Origin of the sequence: Paenibacillus allorhizosphaerae (assembly GCF_042659105.1) — a bacterium.
GTDB lineage: Bacteria > Bacillota > Bacilli > Paenibacillales > NBRC-103111 > Paenibacillus_G > Paenibacillus_G allorhizosphaerae.
Window position 1 is genome coordinate 198,448 of record NZ_JBHSRV010000004.1, and the last position, 15,802, is coordinate 214,249.

Annotated in this window: 14 protein-coding genes; 3 read left to right on the top strand and 11 right to left on the bottom strand. The window is 53.4% G+C overall.

Annotated features, from left to right (window positions below; translation table 11 throughout):
- Positions 1–13 precede the first annotated feature (13 nt).
- The 6 genes from ACFQI7_RS17240 to ACFQI7_RS17265 form a co-directional block, all read right to left on the bottom strand.
- Positions 14–1,381 (bottom strand): hemolysin family protein, encoded by a 1,368-nt coding sequence (locus tag ACFQI7_RS17240; RefSeq protein ID WP_230414766.1) that lies wholly within the window; start codon positions 1,379–1,381, stop codon positions 14–16.
- A 40-nt stretch (positions 1,382–1,421) separates the two neighbouring features.
- Entirely contained in the window at positions 1,422–2,555 is a 1,134-nt protein-coding gene (gene yfkAB, locus ACFQI7_RS17245; protein ID WP_218098354.1) for a radical SAM/CxCxxxxC motif protein YfkAB, read from the bottom strand.
- 227 nt (positions 2,556–2,782) lie between these two features.
- On the bottom strand, positions 2,783–3,880 hold the full coding sequence (locus ACFQI7_RS17250; protein ID WP_218098077.1) for an HD-GYP domain-containing protein: 1,098 nt from the start codon (positions 3,878–3,880) through the stop codon (positions 2,783–2,785).
- A gap of 170 nt (positions 3,881–4,050) precedes the next feature.
- Entirely contained in the window at positions 4,051–4,857 is an 807-nt protein-coding gene (locus tag ACFQI7_RS17255) for an undecaprenyl-diphosphate phosphatase (protein ID WP_218098078.1), read from the bottom strand.
- Between the two features lie 122 nt (positions 4,858–4,979).
- Positions 4,980–6,419: a bifunctional metallophosphatase/5'-nucleotidase gene (locus tag ACFQI7_RS17260; RefSeq protein ID WP_218098079.1), complete on the bottom strand. Its 1,440-nt coding sequence runs from the start codon at positions 6,417–6,419 to the stop codon at positions 4,980–4,982.
- Positions 6,420–6,474: 55 nt separating this feature from the next.
- The gene (locus ACFQI7_RS17265; protein WP_218098080.1) at positions 6,475–6,942 is read right to left on the bottom strand and encodes a molybdopterin-binding protein; all 468 of its coding nucleotides are present in this window, start codon (positions 6,940–6,942) and stop codon (positions 6,475–6,477) included.
- 144 nt (positions 6,943–7,086) lie between these two features.
- Here ACFQI7_RS17265 and ACFQI7_RS17270 point away from each other — a divergent pair, with 144 nt between their 5' ends.
- The 3 genes from ACFQI7_RS17270 (at position 7,087) to ACFQI7_RS17280 (ending at position 10,060) form a co-directional block, all read left to right on the top strand.
- A complete protein-coding gene (locus ACFQI7_RS17270) occupies positions 7,087–7,818 on the top strand; it encodes a molybdenum cofactor biosynthesis protein (RefSeq protein ID WP_218098081.1) in 732 nt (243 codons plus the stop codon).
- On the top strand, positions 7,818–8,861 hold the full coding sequence (locus tag ACFQI7_RS17275) for a ThiF family adenylyltransferase (protein WP_218098355.1): 1,044 nt from the start codon (positions 7,818–7,820) through the stop codon (positions 8,859–8,861). The genes ACFQI7_RS17270 and ACFQI7_RS17275 overlap by 1 nt, the downstream gene beginning before the upstream one ends.
- Before the next feature lie 119 nt (positions 8,862–8,980).
- Positions 8,981–10,060: an HD-GYP domain-containing protein gene (locus ACFQI7_RS17280; RefSeq protein WP_329958213.1), complete on the top strand. Its 1,080-nt coding sequence runs from the start codon at positions 8,981–8,983 to the stop codon at positions 10,058–10,060.
- 41 nt (positions 10,061–10,101) lie between these two features.
- On the opposite strand, the gene ACFQI7_RS17285 is transcribed toward ACFQI7_RS17280, so the two are convergent.
- From ACFQI7_RS17285 to sufD, 5 genes are all read right to left on the bottom strand, one after another.
- The gene (locus ACFQI7_RS17285; RefSeq protein WP_218098082.1) at positions 10,102–11,217 is read right to left on the bottom strand and encodes a C40 family peptidase; all 1,116 of its coding nucleotides are present in this window, start codon (positions 11,215–11,217) and stop codon (positions 10,102–10,104) included.
- Between the two features lie 191 nt (positions 11,218–11,408).
- Positions 11,409–12,806 (bottom strand): Fe-S cluster assembly protein SufB, encoded by a 1,398-nt coding sequence (gene sufB, locus ACFQI7_RS17290; RefSeq protein ID WP_218098083.1) that lies wholly within the window; start codon positions 12,804–12,806, stop codon positions 11,409–11,411.
- Between the two features lie 15 nt (positions 12,807–12,821).
- The gene (gene sufU, locus ACFQI7_RS17295; RefSeq protein ID WP_218098084.1) at positions 12,822–13,250 is read right to left on the bottom strand and encodes a Fe-S cluster assembly sulfur transfer protein SufU; all 429 of its coding nucleotides are present in this window, start codon (positions 13,248–13,250) and stop codon (positions 12,822–12,824) included.
- Complete coding sequence (locus ACFQI7_RS17300) at positions 13,237–14,463, bottom strand: cysteine desulfurase (protein ID WP_218098085.1); 1,227 nt, start codon at positions 14,461–14,463, stop codon at positions 13,237–13,239. The genes sufU and ACFQI7_RS17300 overlap by 14 nt, the downstream gene beginning before the upstream one ends.
- Positions 14,460–15,773: a Fe-S cluster assembly protein SufD gene (gene sufD / locus ACFQI7_RS17305; RefSeq protein ID WP_218098086.1), complete on the bottom strand. Its 1,314-nt coding sequence runs from the start codon at positions 15,771–15,773 to the stop codon at positions 14,460–14,462. The genes ACFQI7_RS17300 and sufD overlap by 4 nt, the downstream gene beginning before the upstream one ends.
- Between the last annotated feature and the right edge of the window lie 29 nt (positions 15,774–15,802).

Consider the following 15,802-nt stretch of genomic DNA (forward strand, 5'->3'; position numbering starts at 1 on the left):
CGGCGGTCCTCCTCTATTCGTTATGCAGCTGGCTAACTTCGGTCATGATGGGTACTTCGGTCAAAATGCGGCGGATGGACACGCGCATTATGCGCAGTCGCTCCACTTCCGTGATCTCGTACAAAAAGCCTCCGTGCTCCAGCTTGCGCCCTTTGACCACGTTTTCCTCCAGCATCTTGAACAGCCAGCCTCCAACGGAATCTACTTCCTCGTCCTCGATGCCGAGATGCAGCATATCGTTCAAATCCTCGATCAGCACCCGGCCGTCTACGGAGTAAGCATCCCCCTGCTTTTCAATCTCGGAGCGCTCACCTTCGTCGAACTCGTCATGAATTTCGCCTACGATTTCCTCGAGAATGTCTTCCGTCGTAATCAAACCCGCCGTACCGCCGTATTCATCGATCACAACGGCGATCTGCGATCGTTTCCGCTGCATCAGCTTGAGCACGTAGCTGATTTCCATCGACTCGGGTACCATCAGCACCGGGCGCAAAAATTCCCGCAGGTCATGCTCCTTGTCGGGGTCGGCCAGCAATAAATCCGACACGTGGACGAATCCGATGATTTCATCCTTATCGTCTTTGGCGACCGGATAGCGGGTATGCTTCGTTTCGTAAACGATCTTCAGATTCTCGGCGAAGGAAAGTTCCGTGAACAAGCATTCCATATCGGTCCGCGGCTGCATAATCTCACGGGCAATCCGGTCGGAAAACTCGAATATATTGTCAAACAGCGCTAGCTCGTCTTTGTTGATGTGACCGCTCTTGGCGCTCTCATCCATCAGGATGCGAATCTCTTCTTCCGTATGTGCAGCCTCAAGCTCCGAAGCCGGCTGCACGCCGATCAGCTTCAGCAGCTTGTTAGCGGCGCCGTTGAGCAGCCAGATGACGGGATAAAAAATTTTATAGAACATCATCAGCGGCGCGGACAGCCAGAGCGACGTCCCTTCCGACTTTTGAATCGCCAGCGATTTCGGAGCCAGTTCCCCCAGTACGATATGCAGGAAGGTGATCACTGCAAAACCGATGAACACTGACAGTGCATTGGCATACCAAGCGAGTCCGATCCCCATCGCATGAAATAGCGGTTCTACGATCAAATGCGAGATCGCCGGTTCACCGACCCAGCCGAGTCCCAGCGAAGCGAGTGTAATTCCAAGCTGCGTTGAGGACAAGTAAGCATCGAGCTTCCTCGTCACCGCAAGGGCATATTTCGCCTTTCCGTTGCCTTCGCCTGCGAGCTGCTGCAAGCGGGTTTGTCTTACCTTGACCAGCGCAAATTCGGCAGCTACAAAGAACCCGTTCAGCAATACCAAAATAAAGACGATCATAAGGTTTAAGGCGATGGCCATGAAATCAAAGCCCGTACTATGACCTTCCAAGGACAATCAAACTCCTTTGCCGAAAGTATCGCGGTGCCGGTTAAACGACCGCCTGTCTGGTTGTAAAGTCGAGATGCTTATAGTACGTATCGGCCACAAGCAGGTTGGGGCCGCAGCATACGGCTGCAGGGCAATAGCAATCGACGGTATGGCACAGCGGATGGGCTTTCCAGCGCCCGAACACCTCGTCGAGCCTGTCGGTATGAACATTGCCGAGGGCCGGAACGTCGGAGAAATCCGTTACAAACACATCGCCGGTAAACACGTTCACATTCAGCCGATTGCGGCCGTCGGGGTCATTGCGGACGGTAACGTTAGGTTCGGTGCGAAGCCGCTTCACGAGGTCCCGATCCTCCTCCAGCTCGCAGCAAGCGTAGAAAGGCAGCGTGCCGAACAGCATCCAAAGATCACGGCTGCGGCTGTCCAAAAGCCGGTGAATCGCCGTTCGGGTCTGTTCAAGCGAAAGTACGGGCAGTTTCGAGGCAAACGCGCTCGGATACATCGGATGCACTTCATGGCGCCGGCAGCCCATCTCTTCAATCAGACGGTGGATGGATGCAAGCTTCTCATGCGTTCGGTAATTGATCATCGACTCGGCGGAGACGAACATGCCCGCGCGAGAGAGCGCAATCGTGTTTTCAACCATTCGTTCGTACAGCTTGGCCGACGTCTCGCGAACCGCCTTTCGTGCGGAGTTCACGAAGCCCACCTCGTGAAAATCTTCGGCATTGACGTAATTAAACGATATATGCATGACATCGAGGTAAGGGGCAAGAAGCTCGTACCTCGATAAGTCCAGCGTCAGATTGGAGTTGATCTGCGATCGAACCCCGCGTTCTCTTGCGTAACGCAGCAGCGGAACGATATATTCCCGGACCGTCCGTTCATGATAGCTCGGCTCTCCTCCGGTAATGCTGATCGTTTCGAGCTCCTCCACTTCGTCCAATCGCTTCAGGATGACGGACAGCGGAATTCTCGGCCCTTCCGTCATGGACAAAGTTTCACCGACCGCGCAGTGCTCACATCGCATGTTGCACAAATTCGTCACGGTCAGCTCCACGCTCGTCAGACGGTGTTCGCCGTAAGCGCGTTTGGATCGAATCGGATCCCAAGGATCGTACTGCGGACTGATCGGCTCAAGCGCCGGTTTCTGCGTATCGTGTTGTTCGTACATTTGATTCGTAACACCTGTCTTCTGCAACATATTTTTACCTCTATGATTACCTATTATATGTTCCATTGTATCTTAATACGTACGAAAAAGAAATTCGATACGAAAAAGCCCGCAATCCGTTAGGGCGGACCGGGCATACGTCGTACGGTTTTCATCGGGAATTCAGTAAGCTTCGCCGTTCGGCAGCGCTGGCATTCGGTCAAACTTACCGCGCGGACGCGGCTGCTTCATACGGCCAGCTCGTTTACGCCGGTAATCATAACCGACAAGTGCTTCGACAAGTCGATCTCGTCGGTCGGATTGGACAGTTCGCGGCCGTCGGCATCCTGCAGTATGCGCACCACCGGGCGCTGCGGCGCATTAGAGTTCAAATCAACCACGACACCGGTTTCTCCCGTATTGAGCTTGACGGTCACACCGACGGGATAAATCGCGACGCGATCGCGAAACAGCCGGATTTTCGATTGTTCGTATAACGTGCCCGAGCCGGAGTACAAGATGTCCATCGCTTGATGCGGCAGCATCGCCTTTCGGTATACGCGGTGCGTCGTCATCGCATCGTACGAATCGACAAGACCGATCCACTGGGCGTAATCATGGATTTCGTTTCCTTTCAGCCCGCGCGGATAGCCGCTCCCGTCGATCCGCTCATGATGCTGGAGCGCGCAATGCGCCGAAAGCAAAGGAATATTCGGCTCGTCCTTCAAAAACTGAAATCCGAAATCGGCATGTTTCTTGATACGAACAAATTCTTCCTCCGTCAGTTGATCTTTTTTCTTCAGCAGTTCCAGCGGAATTTGCGTCTTGCCGACGTCATGCAGCAGCGCGCCCAGCCCCAGCGCTAAAAGCTCGTCACGCGAATAGCCGTACGCCATCCCGAGCATCGACGCATAAATACAAACATTCAATGAATGCTGGAACAAATAAGTGTCCATCAGGCTTATATTGCTGAGCATGATCATCGCGTCTTTATTGCCGCCAAGATCGTCCAATATCATCTTCATCATATCGCCGAACACTTTGCCGACCTTGACGCTGCCTACCGACCTGCGCTTCGTTTGATCCTCCATGATTTTCCGAAAGGAGCCGCGAATGTCCGAAATCGCCCGCACCCTCGTTTCGTCCGAGATCGGATCCGTCACCACAATATCTCTTGTCCTCGGATCGTCGATGTATACAAAGTCAATGCCATGACAACCCAGGCGATTTATCAAACTTTGAGATAATTCGACATGCTCGCTGAGCAGAGTCAAACCGTCCTCGTTATATATTTTTTTTGCCAGCCTCATACCGGGCCTGACCATACTGAGCGAAAGCAAACGCATAGAGGCGACCTTCTTCTAAAGAAAATTTTAGATAATCGATATAGGACTAGAGTAGCGGATTCAGTCGAAAAGAGCAATACATTTCTTGACAGCGACAAAAAAACCGAAAATCAAGAGCATATACACTTGACTTTCGGCTCATATTGCATGCTTAGTCATAGGCCCCGCCGTCAGCGCAGCAGGAAAAACCAGTAAAGGGCCGCAACAGCGAAACGGTAATAAGCGAAGTAGGCAAGACTGAATTTCTGCACGAATTTGATAAACGTCACAACGGCAAGGAGAGCTACGATAAAGGAAACGACGAAGCCGATAAAGAAAAAACCGAGCGTGTCCGATGTAAAGCTGTCCAGATTTTGCAGCATCTCATAGCCGGTTGCCGCCACCATGACGGGAATGGCGATAATGAACGTAAAGTCCGCCGCCGCGGAGCGGCTGGCACCGGCCAGCATGCCGCCGGCAATCGTCGAACCGGAACGGGAAAAACCGGGCCATAAAGAAACGATTTGCCACAGACCGATAATAAACGCCTGCTTGTACGTAAGATCATCAACGTCGTTCGCCGTAATGTTCGGCTGCTGCTTTTCTCCGATAATGAGCAGAATGGCCCCGAGCACAAGGCCGATCAGTACGGTTGTCGGCGAAAACAAATAATCTTTAATAAAATGGCGCGACAAGTAAGCAAGCACAAGCACGGGCACGATCGCCAGCAAAATATGGATCAAGTTCATGCCTTTTCCGTTCCTTGGCTTGTCCTTGCTCAGTCCGAACAGCCTCAATATCCGTTTCCAGTAGATGATCGTCACCGCCAAGATGGCACCGAGTTGAATCACGATTTCGAACGTTTTCATCAGTTCGTCCGTATCCGGAATGCCGAGAAGCGATCCGGCCAAAATCATATGGCCGGTGGACGACACCGGCAAAAACTCCGTCAAGCCTTCTACTATTCCGATAATGACAGCTACCCACCAATCGTACATATAAGCCTCCTACGCTTCTCGAAAAGAGATGTATTTTACAATCCTGCTATGGGTCCCGAGCAGAACTCGTCCTGCCTGTGGAAAACCAGTTCTATTCTAACCGCTTTCCGCGGATTTGTAATTTACAATAGCTTAACAAAACGTTTGCGCCCGCTGGCCAGCAGCGCCTTTTGATCAAGAAGCTCTCGAAGCAGCACATCGCGAATGAACTCCGGCAAAAAGAACTGGACCTCCGTCCCCTCGCTTAACGACTCGTAGCCGATTTTGAACGTAAACATGTCGATCATGCCGACGGCATACAATTGCTCGGATAGAAGCGGCCGGCCGCCGACCGCGACGTTTCGGATTTTACGATAAGGTTCGGCTTGCGGGTCGTATTCAATGTCCATTCCGTCCACGCACAAACAGCCGAGCACCTTTCCGCGAAATCCGAAACCGAACAGCGGTTTGTCCATAAATTCCGGCAAAAGCGATTGCTCCAGCGCGAGCAGCAGCTGCGCTCCCGTCAGCATAACCCGACACGGGTTGATCGGCGAAGGACAAAGCTCAAGCAGCATGCCTGCGGTCAGAGGGCCTTGCGAAAGCCCGTGCAGCAGTTGGCCCGAATTGACCAGACCGATCTCCGCTTCGGTGAAGGTCCGCAAACCTGCCGCGAGCAAATTGCCGAGCTTCGATTCGCCGTACCAGTCGACCGGCATGTCTATAGGAAGCCTCGCCACGACTTGACCGAGCCTTGCGGCGGCGGCAGCGGATGCCTGCTCGATCAGCATCGCGACGCGTTCGTCGCGGGGCATTTCCGGCACCGGGATCACCGTTGCTTCCACCTTCCGAAGGGTCCGCAGACGAGCATCCCACTCCAAATCGACCATTCCCACGTACTGTCCGAATTTGCCTGCCGCACATACGGCGGCACCGCCGATGCGAATCGGCTGCTCCAGCAAATGATGCGTATGGCCGCCCAAAACAATATCGATGCCGGGCACCTCGGCGGCGAGCCTCTCGTCGTAACGAAGCCCGAGATGGGACAACACGACGATCACGTCGACCCGGGAACGAAGTTCCGGCACAAGCCGCCTCAAGACTTCCATCGGCTCTTGTACGTCCCAGCCAAGCAAAGAATAAAACTCGGGGAAGCAGGCGGTTACGCCGATCAATCCGAAGCGAACGCCAGCTTTCTCGACAATGTGCCAAGGCTTTGCCCATGGCGCATGATTTCCGCTTGCGGACTGCGGCATATTCGCAAGCACGATGGCGAATGCCGCCTCGCGATACGCATCGGCCAGCGCTTCCGCCGTCAGCGTTAGCCCTTCGTTATTGCCGATCGTCACGGCATCGTACCCTGTAGCATTCAAAACGGCTACATTGGCATGACCCATTGTTCCTTCGGTTTCCGGTCGAACCCGATCCATATGATCCCCGATGTCAAGGGTCAGCGTGCAATCCTCACCCGCTTCCGTCCGCAGCCTCTTAATGATGGCGGCGATCGCCGCCATATGTTCAAACCGGCTGTGGATATCGTTGGTATGAAGGATGCGCAGCCTGATCGCAGCATTAGCGCTCATGATGGCTCTACTCCTTCCTATACCTCACGCTTGTCTTATGTATAGTCGTTCCTTGTTAAGATTCGCCCGGTTTGCGCAGTTGCTCCGGCGTAATTCGGTTCTTGAATCCGTACGAAACGCTCAGCCCTTCGCCGCCGCGGTACAATACGCGAATGCGGACAACGCTCTTGACGTTCAGGCATTCGCTGCTGCCGTCAGGAACGTACAGCCGAAGCGGAAACCCTTTTTTTAGCGGCTCTCCGTCCGCCTGTTTGTACAAAAACATGGCGCGTCCCAATTCGCTCCATGGAATGACCGCCTGAAACTCATCGACCGCTTCGACCTGGACGCCGCTCGGGGGTTCCCCGCTGCCGCCGTTCCTGCTCTCGCGCCAGCCCCGGTACCAAGCCTGAAAATCAACTGCCCGCCCGGTCACACCGGCCACCCGGTTGCCTGCTTCGAACTGCACTGCGCTAAGCTGCGCCAACTCATCCACTTCCAGTTCGGCCGAGCCGTACATTTCATCATATACTTCAATTTTCATCGATATGCCACCATCCTTCCGACACTTCATTTCATCCCTGCCATTATATCATTTATGCCTTACATTGTGATATGCTGAGGATGACCGAACGGCGGAGCGCAAACAATCTTACCGCCTTTACATAGGATTGGAGTGGGTGGAATCATGAAGCTGAAATTGCTCGTTTTCGCCGGGCTGGCCGAACTGCTCGGCGGTTCCGCGATCGTAGTGGACGTTGCCGCGGACAAGCTCTCGCCGGCACAGCTGAAAACATATTTGATCGAACAATTTCCGCAAGCCGCACCGACGCTTGCAACATCGTTTATCGCGGTCAATCAGGCTTATGCGGAAGAACATACGCTCATTGGCGAACGGGATGAAGTGGCAATCATCCCCCCTGTATCCGGCGGAGAACCGCAACCCGGGCTTGCTACAAACCCCGATATGGCCGAGATTACGTTGGACCCGATCGCAGTAGAACAAGTAACGGCCAAGGTCTTGCATCCCAATCATGGAGCCGCGATCGCGTTCATTGGTACAACGCGGGAATTGACGCACGGACAAAGAACGACGCTGCTCGAATATGAAGCGTATACGCCGATGGCGCTGAAGACGATGCGACAAATTATCGAGGAGATCGGCGACTTGCACCCCGGCACGCTTTGCGCCATTACACATCGTCTCGGATCGGTGCCTGTGGGCGAAATCAGCGTCGTCATCGCCGTATCCTCCCCTCACCGCGATGCGGCTTATGACGCAAGCCGCTACGCTATCGAACGACTCAAGCAAATCGTGCCGATCTGGAAGAAGGAAATATGGGAGGACGGCTCCGAGTGGAAGGGACATCAGCTCGGGCCATGGGACCCGACGGCCGCGAACGGAGGTGCGCAGCCGTGATGAACGATTGGACGGACCGCGACCGGTATTCGCGGCAAATGCTGTTTCCTCCGATCGGCGAGGAGGGCCAGGCGAAACTGCTGGCGTCGCGCGTCGCCGTCGTAGGCATGGGCGCGCTAGGCACCGTGCTCGCGAATCATATGGTGCGCGCCGGCGTCGGCTTTGTGCGCCTGATCGACCGCGACTTCGTCGAGGCCAGCAATCTGCAGCGGCAGATGCTCTACGACGAAGCCGACGCGGCCGGCTCGTCACCCAAGGCGGAAGCCGCAGCCGCTCGTCTCCGCGCGGCAAATTCCGGGGTGACGGTAGAGCCGGTCGTCGCCGACCTGAACTGGGCAAATTGCGAAGAGCTGCTGGGCGATGTGCAGCTCATACTGGACGGCACGGACAATTTCTCCGTGCGCTTCCTGATCAATGACGTAAGCGTCAAGCACGGCATACCCTGGATTTACGGCGGCGCCGTCAGCTCCCGTGGCGTAAGTCTTACGATCATGCCCGGCGAAACGCCTTGTCTGCGCTGCATGTTCGGGCAGCCGCCGGCGCAAGGCACGACGGAGACGTGCGATACCGCCGGGGTTATCGGCCCGATCATTCATACGGTCGCCTCGTATCAGGCGACGGAAGCGTTCAAGCTGCTCGTAGGCGCACACGAAGCGCTGAGCCGCAAAATGGTGCATTGGGACCTATGGTACAACCAATACGCCGCGGTCGACGTCGCCAAGGCACGCAAAAGCGATTGTCCCTGCTGCAAGGAGCATCGTTTCGAATATCTTGACGCTTCGATGGAGGAAGAGACGATCCAGACGCTGTGCGGACGCAACTCGGTACAAATTCAACCTGTACGGCCTTCCCGATTGTCGCTCAGCGAGTGGGCCGAAAAGCTTACTCCTATCGGACGAGTGGAGCAAAATCGGTTTTTGCTCAAGCTGTATCTGGAGTCCGGCATGACGCTCGTGCTTTTCCCGGACGGGCGCATGATTGTGCAGGGGACCGATGACCCAGTCCAGGCCAAAAGTCTCTACAGCCGCTATATCGGAATGTAACAGGGAGTTTGCCTACAATTTGACAACTTTTGATTAACAGGTCTTCGATTTCTTGATATGATGGAAGCAGATTTGCCTGCGGCAACTGCATTCCCGATATGTTTAGAAGAAGGTGAACTTTGTTGCGAACTCCCCTCAGTCTGGTCAAAGTAGGAGATTGCTTGGCCTCGGATACGTTCAATTCCTTCGGATTGCTCATATTGGCGGGAAATACGGTGCTTTCCAGCGATGACATCGCCAAACTGCATTTGCACCATATATTCGACGTCGATATAGTTCCCAAGTATGACGATCCGCACGAATATGCTACTATCGACGAACATCCTTCTTCAAAACGAACCGAACCCGCTGCTGAAAGATTTGAAAAAGTCAAAGCCTCATACCAGGTAGCCATTGACGGCATCAAGGAACTGTTCAACGGAGCCAAAACGGATGGAACGATTCGAGAAGAAGCCGTAACATCCGGCTTTTTGCCGCTCGCGGAGCAAGTCCAGCAAGAGAAGGACGTCGCTTCCCTGCTGATCGCTCTGAATACCAAGGACGATTATACGTACCAGCACAGCGTTCAGGTCGGACTCATCTCCTACTATATCGCCAAATGGCTGGGACAATCCGAAGAAGAGGCGCTGCTGGCCGGAAAAGCCGGGTATTTGCATGATATCGGAAAATGCCGGATTGACGATGCGATTCTTCTGAAGCCGGGACGGCTTACCGTGAACGAGTATGACGAAATCAAAAAGCATGCGCGGTTCGGGTACGAGATCGCCATGCAATCCGGCTTCCCGGAACCGCTGTGTCTGGCCGCGCTGCAGCACCATGAGCGGCTGGACGGCAGCGGATACCCGGATCAACTGCAAAGCGATGCGATACATCCGTTGTCCAAAATCGTTGCCGTCGCCGATGTATACAGCGCCATGATCTCTAATCGCGTCTATCAGAACAAAAAGGATCTGCTTTTCGTGTTGAAGGAAATCCACCGCTGCAGCTTCGGTGAGCTTGATCCGGTCGTCACGCAGAAGTTCATAAACAATATGATTCCTTGTTTGATCGGTAAAAAAGTGCTGCTATCGTCGGGAGAATTCGGAACAATCGTGCTGATTCGCCTGACGGATTATTTCCGGCCGCTCATTCGCACGGGCGAACGCTTTATCGATTTAGCGCAGCGAACGGATCTCGAGATTGAAGCCGTCTATATTTGAAACAAGCTCATAGCCCGGTGCTGAGGCTATGAGCTTTATTTTTAGTAGGCGACTCGTCTCGCTTGAAGATACGTTCTTTTCCAATACGCTTTATTGATGTTGGTGATTTGTACTCCGTTTTTGGGCAGCGGCGACGAATGGATCATCTTCTGATTGCCCATGTAAATCCCCACATGCCCTACCGTTCGATTCGTCCGGAAGCGACCGGGAACATAGAAGAACATCAAATCGCCTTTGCGCAAGCTTTTGCGGGGCACGAATACGCCTTGTTTAGCCTGTGACCGTGCTAACCTATTTAGCTTCACATTTTGCTTGCCGAATAAATACTGGGTATATCGCGAGCAGTCGAACCGTCCGGACTGAGGATAAGGATCAGCGCCGAACAAATAGTCTATGCCTAAATATCTTTTGCCCTGGCGAATGAGCGCGTTCATATCGATATTTTTTATAACAGGAATGGCTGGTTCATCTAAATAATTTGCTGTCGGCGCTTCTAACGGGTCTGTTCCCTCGTCTCCCTTGAACGGATCGTTCGGGTCGTCCTCAAAGTCCAGCTCCGAACCCGTATTTGCCTCTTCCGGGCCGTCAATCGCCCCAATCGCTGCAATGTCGGTGCCGCGAACTACCATATTCTTTCCACGCAGTTCATAAGCAATCTCTTCAGAGAACAATGTGGCTATGGCCGATACGGGAATATGAACCTGCGAATTTTGAAGTATAGGCGGGTCCGACAACGTTACGGGAACTTCTTCCTTTAATGCGTTCGTGCTTCCTATTTTTAATTCGACGGTAGCGTCATTCTCGCCAATCTGAAATACGTTACTGCCCGCATTCCATTGATAGTTATATTCCAACGAATGGGCAAAGTCGCTGCCGATCACATAATCTTTCCCACCTATCGTGACTAGCGGAATAGTTACCTCGTCCTGAGTGGATTGGACACGCAATGTACCCGGGTTTGCCTCGCTTGATCCGTTCGCCATGCCACCGTTCAAATTCTCGCTCTTTTGCCGGTCCGCCGCATACCCGTTAGTGCTCGGGATTCCCTGCTGCTTACTTTGCTGCTGCTCTTGCGAGACCTGAGGTCCACACCCGGACACGACAATAATCGCTGCGGAGAGCAGCATCAATGCAGAACGCCGCCACACATTTCTCATTTCACCATACTCCTTGCATGTATTTTTTTTGATCTGCTCATAGCATGAGAAACGATGGGCTTGACTATACACTTCTGCCATTGGAAACAAAAAGATACATGGAAAGACGGCTGCATTCTGTTTTAACGCAAGAAACCCCTCCATCCCGATTGGGAAGAGGGGTTTCTTAATTTCGGCATGTTCGGTTCTCTTTAACCGATACTGCCTTCCATTTCGAATTTGATCAAACGGTTCATCTCGACGGCGTACTCCATCGGCAATTCTTTCGTGAACGGCTCGATAAAGCCCATAACGATCATTTGCGTCGCTTCTGCTTCCGTCAATCCGCGGCTCATCAAATAGAACAGCTGATCTTCAGAAACTTTGGAGACGGTGGCTTCGTGCTCAAGCGTAATGTTGTCGTTCATGATTTCGTTGTACGGAATCGTGTCGGACGTCGATTGGTTATCCATGATGAGCGTATCGCATTTGATATTCGCTTTGGAGCCTTCGGAATTGCGGCCGAAGGAAGCAAGCCCGCGGTACGTCACCTTGCCTCCGTGCTTGGAGATCGACTTGGAAACGATCGTGGACGTCGTATCCGGCGCCAGATGCGTCATCTTTGCACCTGCGTCCTGATGCTGCCCTTTACCCGCTACGGCGATGGAAAGCACCATTCCTTTCGCCCCGCGGCCCTTCAATACGACGGCCGGGTATTTCATCGTCAGTTTGGAACCGATGTTGCCGTCAACCCATTCCATCGTTGCATTTTCTTCCGCGACGGCGCGCTTCGTTACGAGGTTGTAAATGTTCGGCGCCCAGTTCTGAATCGTCGTGTAACGCACGCGGGAATCTTTCAAGCAGAGGATTTCCACCACGGCGCTGTGCAGCGAGTTCGTGCTGTATACCGGAGCCGTACAACCTTCGACATAGTGAACGAAGCTGCCTTCGTCGGCGATAATGAGCGTACGCTCGAATTGGCCCATATTCTCGGAGTTGATCCGGAAGTAAGCTTGCAGCGGAATTTCCACTTTTACGCCCTTCGGAACGTAGATGAAGCTGCCTCCGGACCATACGGCGCTGTTCAGTGCAGCGAATTTGTTATCGCTCGGAGGGATGACCGTGCCGAAAAATTTCTTGAAAATTTCCGGATGCTCGCGCAGCGCGGAATCGGTATCCATGAAGATGACGCCTTGATCTTCCAGATCCTTCTGCATGCTGTGATAAACGACCTCGGATTCGTACTGTGCGGATACGCCGGCCAAAAACTTTTGCTCCGCTTCCGGAATGCCGAGTTTATCGAACGTTTCTTTGATTTCGGTCGGAACTTCTTCCCACGTCTTGCCTTGCTTCTCGGATGGCTTTACATAGTACTGGATATCGTTGAAATCCAGATCGTCCATGTTCCCGCCCCAACGAGGCATATCCATCTTCAAAAATTGCTCCAGCGATTTCAGGCGGAATTCGAGCATCCACTCAGGTTCGCCTTTCATCTTGGAAATTTCGGTTACGATTTCGCGCGTCAAGCCTTTACCGCTTTGGAATACCGCTTTGTGCTCATCGCGAAACCCATATTTATACTCTTCCATTTCAGGCATTTTCTTCGCCATGGGTCGTACCTCCTCCTATTTGTTTTCTTTCACTTGATCGATGCCTTTGCGCAAAGCGTTCCAGGCCAGTGTCGCACATTTGATCCGCGCCGGAAATTTGTTCACTCCGGACAAAGCGTCGATATCTTCGTATTCGAACTCGGTCGGTTCACCTTTCATCAGACCGGAAAACTGATCCGCCATCTGGAGCGCTTCTTCTAGCGTCTTGCCTTTGACGGCTTCCGTCATCATCGAAGCGGAGGAAAGGCTGATGGAACAGCCTTCCCCGAGAAATTTGGCGGCTTTCACTTTGCCGTCCTCGACCTGCATTTGGAGCTGGATTTTGTCTCCGCAGGTCGGATTGTTCAAATCGATGCTGACGGACTCGCCTTCGAAGGAACCACGGTTCCGCGGATTTTTATAATGATCCATAATGACTCTGCGGTATAAATCATCCAATTGCATAGCCGAAGTACTCCTTTGTTTTCAATAAGGATACAATGAGACGGTCGACATCTGCTTCCGTGTTATATACATAAAAGCTGGCTCGTGCGGTAGCCGTAACGTTCAGCCAGCGCATCAGCGGCTGGCAGCAGTGATGCCCTGCCCGTACCGCAACCCCTTCGGCGTCGAGCACGGTGGCCACATCGTGCGGATGCACGTCGTCCAGGTTGAAGGTGACGAGGCCCGCGCGATTTTCCGTAGGTCCGTATATCGTAAGCCCTTCGATCTCCTGCATTCTTTCAATCGCATAGGATACTAACTGTCTGCCGTGCTTGTCAATTTCGTCAAGGCCGATGCTCTCGAGAAAATCGATCGCCGCGGCAAGCCCTACCGCACCGGCAATGATCGGCGTACCGCCCTCGAACTTCCACGGAAGATCTTTCCAAGTGGAATCGTATAGTCCCACGTGATCGATCATCTCTCCGCCGAATTCGACCGGCTCCATATCCTGCAGCAGCTCTTTCTTGCCGTAAAGCGCCCCGATGCCCGTCGGGCCACACATCTTATGGCCGGACAGCGCGTAGAAGTCGCAGTCGAGATCCTGCACATCGACCTTCAGATGCGGCGTGCTTTGCGCGCCGTCCACGAGCATTTTGGCCCCGTGGCGATGCGCGATCGCTGCGATCTCCTTCACCGGATTGACGACGCCGAGCACGTTGGAAACGTACGAAGTGGCTACGAGCTTCGTGCGATCGGTAACCGCCTTTTCCACCGCTTCCAGCGAGATAGAGCCGTCCTGCTGAAGCTGGATGTACTTCAAAACCGCCCCGGTCGCTTTGGCAACCTGCTGCCACGGGATCAGGTTGGCATGGTGCTCCATAGGGGTGATGACTATTTCATCCCCCTCCTTGCACACCGCCCGCGCATAGCTCGCCGCGACCAAATTGATCGCCGACGTCGTGCCGCGGGTGAAAATGATTTCCTCCGTGGAGCGGGCGTTGATAAAGCCCCGCAGCTTTTCTCTTGCCCCTTCGTACGCGTCTGTCGCGCGGGAGCCGAGCGTATGGACGCCGCGGTGCACATTGGCATTGTCGTATTCGTAGTATTTCTTAATCGCTTCAATGACTTGAACCGGCTTCTGCGAAGTCGCCGCCGAGTCCAGATAAACGAGCGGATGACCGTTTATTTCCTGCTGGAGTATAGGGAACAGCTTTCGGATTTCCTCCGTATTCATTGTCCCAGCTTCCTTTCCACAAGGCGCTGCAGCTGTGATTGGATATTGTCAGACGGAATGTCGGAAACGACCGGTGCGAGGAATCCGTAGATGATGAGCCGTTGGGCTTCTTCCTTGGAAATGCCTCGGGACATCAAATAATATATTTGCTCCGCGTTCACTTGACCGACGCTGGCCGCATGTCCGGCCGTAACGTCGTCCTCGTCGATGAGCAGAATCGGGTTCGCGTCCCCGCGCGCTTTCGGGCTGAGCATCAGCACTTTTTCCGTCTGTTCGCCGTTTGCTTTCGTAGCGCCGTGTTCGATTTTCGTAATGCCGTTCACAATCGCCGTCGCTTCGTCTCGCATCACGGCGCGCGTAATCATGTTGCTGTCGGAGCTTTTGCCGAAATGAATGGCGCGCGTCGTAATGTTCAGTTTCTGCTCTCCCGTACCGACGCAAATGATTTTCGCATCCGATTGAGAGCCGTTGCCTTTCAAGATGGATGTCGTATCGGACATCACATTGCCGAAGTTCATTTCGCCGACGATCCATTCGATCGATCCGTCGTTCTCCACGTTCGCACGTCGGTACGTCAGATCCGTTATGGAGCTGTTCAGGTTATGAACAGAAGCAAAAGTCACTTTCGCCCCCGGCTTTACGATGATTTCGGCGACGCCGTTATGCACCAGGTTGCCGAGATCGCCTTCGGATACGAAATTGTCCACGTAAGTAACCGTAGAATGCTGCTCCGCGACGATCAGCACGTGCGGCGAGAAGCTCGCTCCCGCATCGTCCGTCAGGAACAACGCTTGAACCGGCACTTCCACATTGACGTTTTTCGGTACGTACAGAAACACGCCTCCGCTCCAAAGTGCCGTATGCAGCGCCGTCAACCGGTTCTCTTCTTTGCCGACAACGGTCATGAAATGTTTTTGCACCAGATCGCCGTGCGATTTCAACGCCTCTTCGAGCGAGCAGAAAATAACGCCTTGCTGCTTTAATGTTTCGGACACGTTATTATATATAACGCTGGAATTTTTTTGAATCAGCACATTGTCCGGGTTGCCTTGGCCGTTCTCGGCCAGCAAGCTTTTCGCCGAGTCCGGAAGCTGCTCCAAAGATTGCAGTGCCGAAGCCGGCTTATATGTGCCGTAAGATTGCAGATTCCAACGGTCAATTCTCGTTTTTTCCAGTTTAGGCAATTCCAACGATCCGGCAAGCTCCAGCGCTTGCTCCCGCAGACGGGTCATCCATTCAGGCTCCTGCCTCGATTTGGACAATTCCACCAGCCCGGCGCGATCGATGGGAAGAACGGTTTGTGTACTCATGCGTGAATTCCTCCTATTTCTAATCGCGG

What these genes read in the sequence shown, in the direction of transcription:
- yfkAB (WP_218098354.1), bottom strand. Translation starts at nt 2,555, where the DNA reads ATGTACGAACAACACGATACGCAGAAACCGGCGCTTGAGCCGATCAGT.
- ACFQI7_RS17250 (WP_218098077.1), bottom strand. Translation starts at nt 3,880, where the DNA reads ATGCGTTTGCTTTCGCTCAGTATGGTCAGGCCCGGTATGAGGCTGGCA.
- ACFQI7_RS17255 (WP_218098078.1), bottom strand. Translation starts at nt 4,857, where the DNA reads ATGTACGATTGGTGGGTAGCTGTCATTATCGGAATAGTAGAAGGCTTG.
- ACFQI7_RS17260 (WP_218098079.1), bottom strand. Translation starts at nt 6,419, where the DNA reads ATGAGCGCTAATGCTGCGATCAGGCTGCGCATCCTTCATACCAACGAT.
- ACFQI7_RS17265 (WP_218098080.1), bottom strand. Translation starts at nt 6,942, where the DNA reads ATGAAAATTGAAGTATATGATGAAATGTACGGCTCGGCCGAACTGGAA.
- ACFQI7_RS17270 (WP_218098081.1), top strand. Translation starts at nt 7,087, where the DNA reads ATGAAGCTGAAATTGCTCGTTTTCGCCGGGCTGGCCGAACTGCTCGGC.
- ACFQI7_RS17275 (WP_218098355.1), top strand. Translation starts at nt 7,818, where the DNA reads ATGAACGATTGGACGGACCGCGACCGGTATTCGCGGCAAATGCTGTTT.
- ACFQI7_RS17285 (WP_218098082.1), bottom strand. Translation starts at nt 11,217, where the DNA reads ATGAGAAATGTGTGGCGGCGTTCTGCATTGATGCTGCTCTCCGCAGCG.
- sufB (WP_218098083.1), bottom strand. Translation starts at nt 12,806, where the DNA reads ATGGCGAAGAAAATGCCTGAAATGGAAGAGTATAAATATGGGTTTCGC.
- sufU (WP_218098084.1), bottom strand. Translation starts at nt 13,250, where the DNA reads ATGCAATTGGATGATTTATACCGCAGAGTCATTATGGATCATTATAAA.
- ACFQI7_RS17300 (WP_218098085.1), bottom strand. Translation starts at nt 14,463, where the DNA reads ATGAATACGGAGGAAATCCGAAAGCTGTTCCCTATACTCCAGCAGGAA.
- sufD (WP_218098086.1), bottom strand. Translation starts at nt 15,773, where the DNA reads ATGAGTACACAAACCGTTCTTCCCATCGATCGCGCCGGGCTGGTGGAA.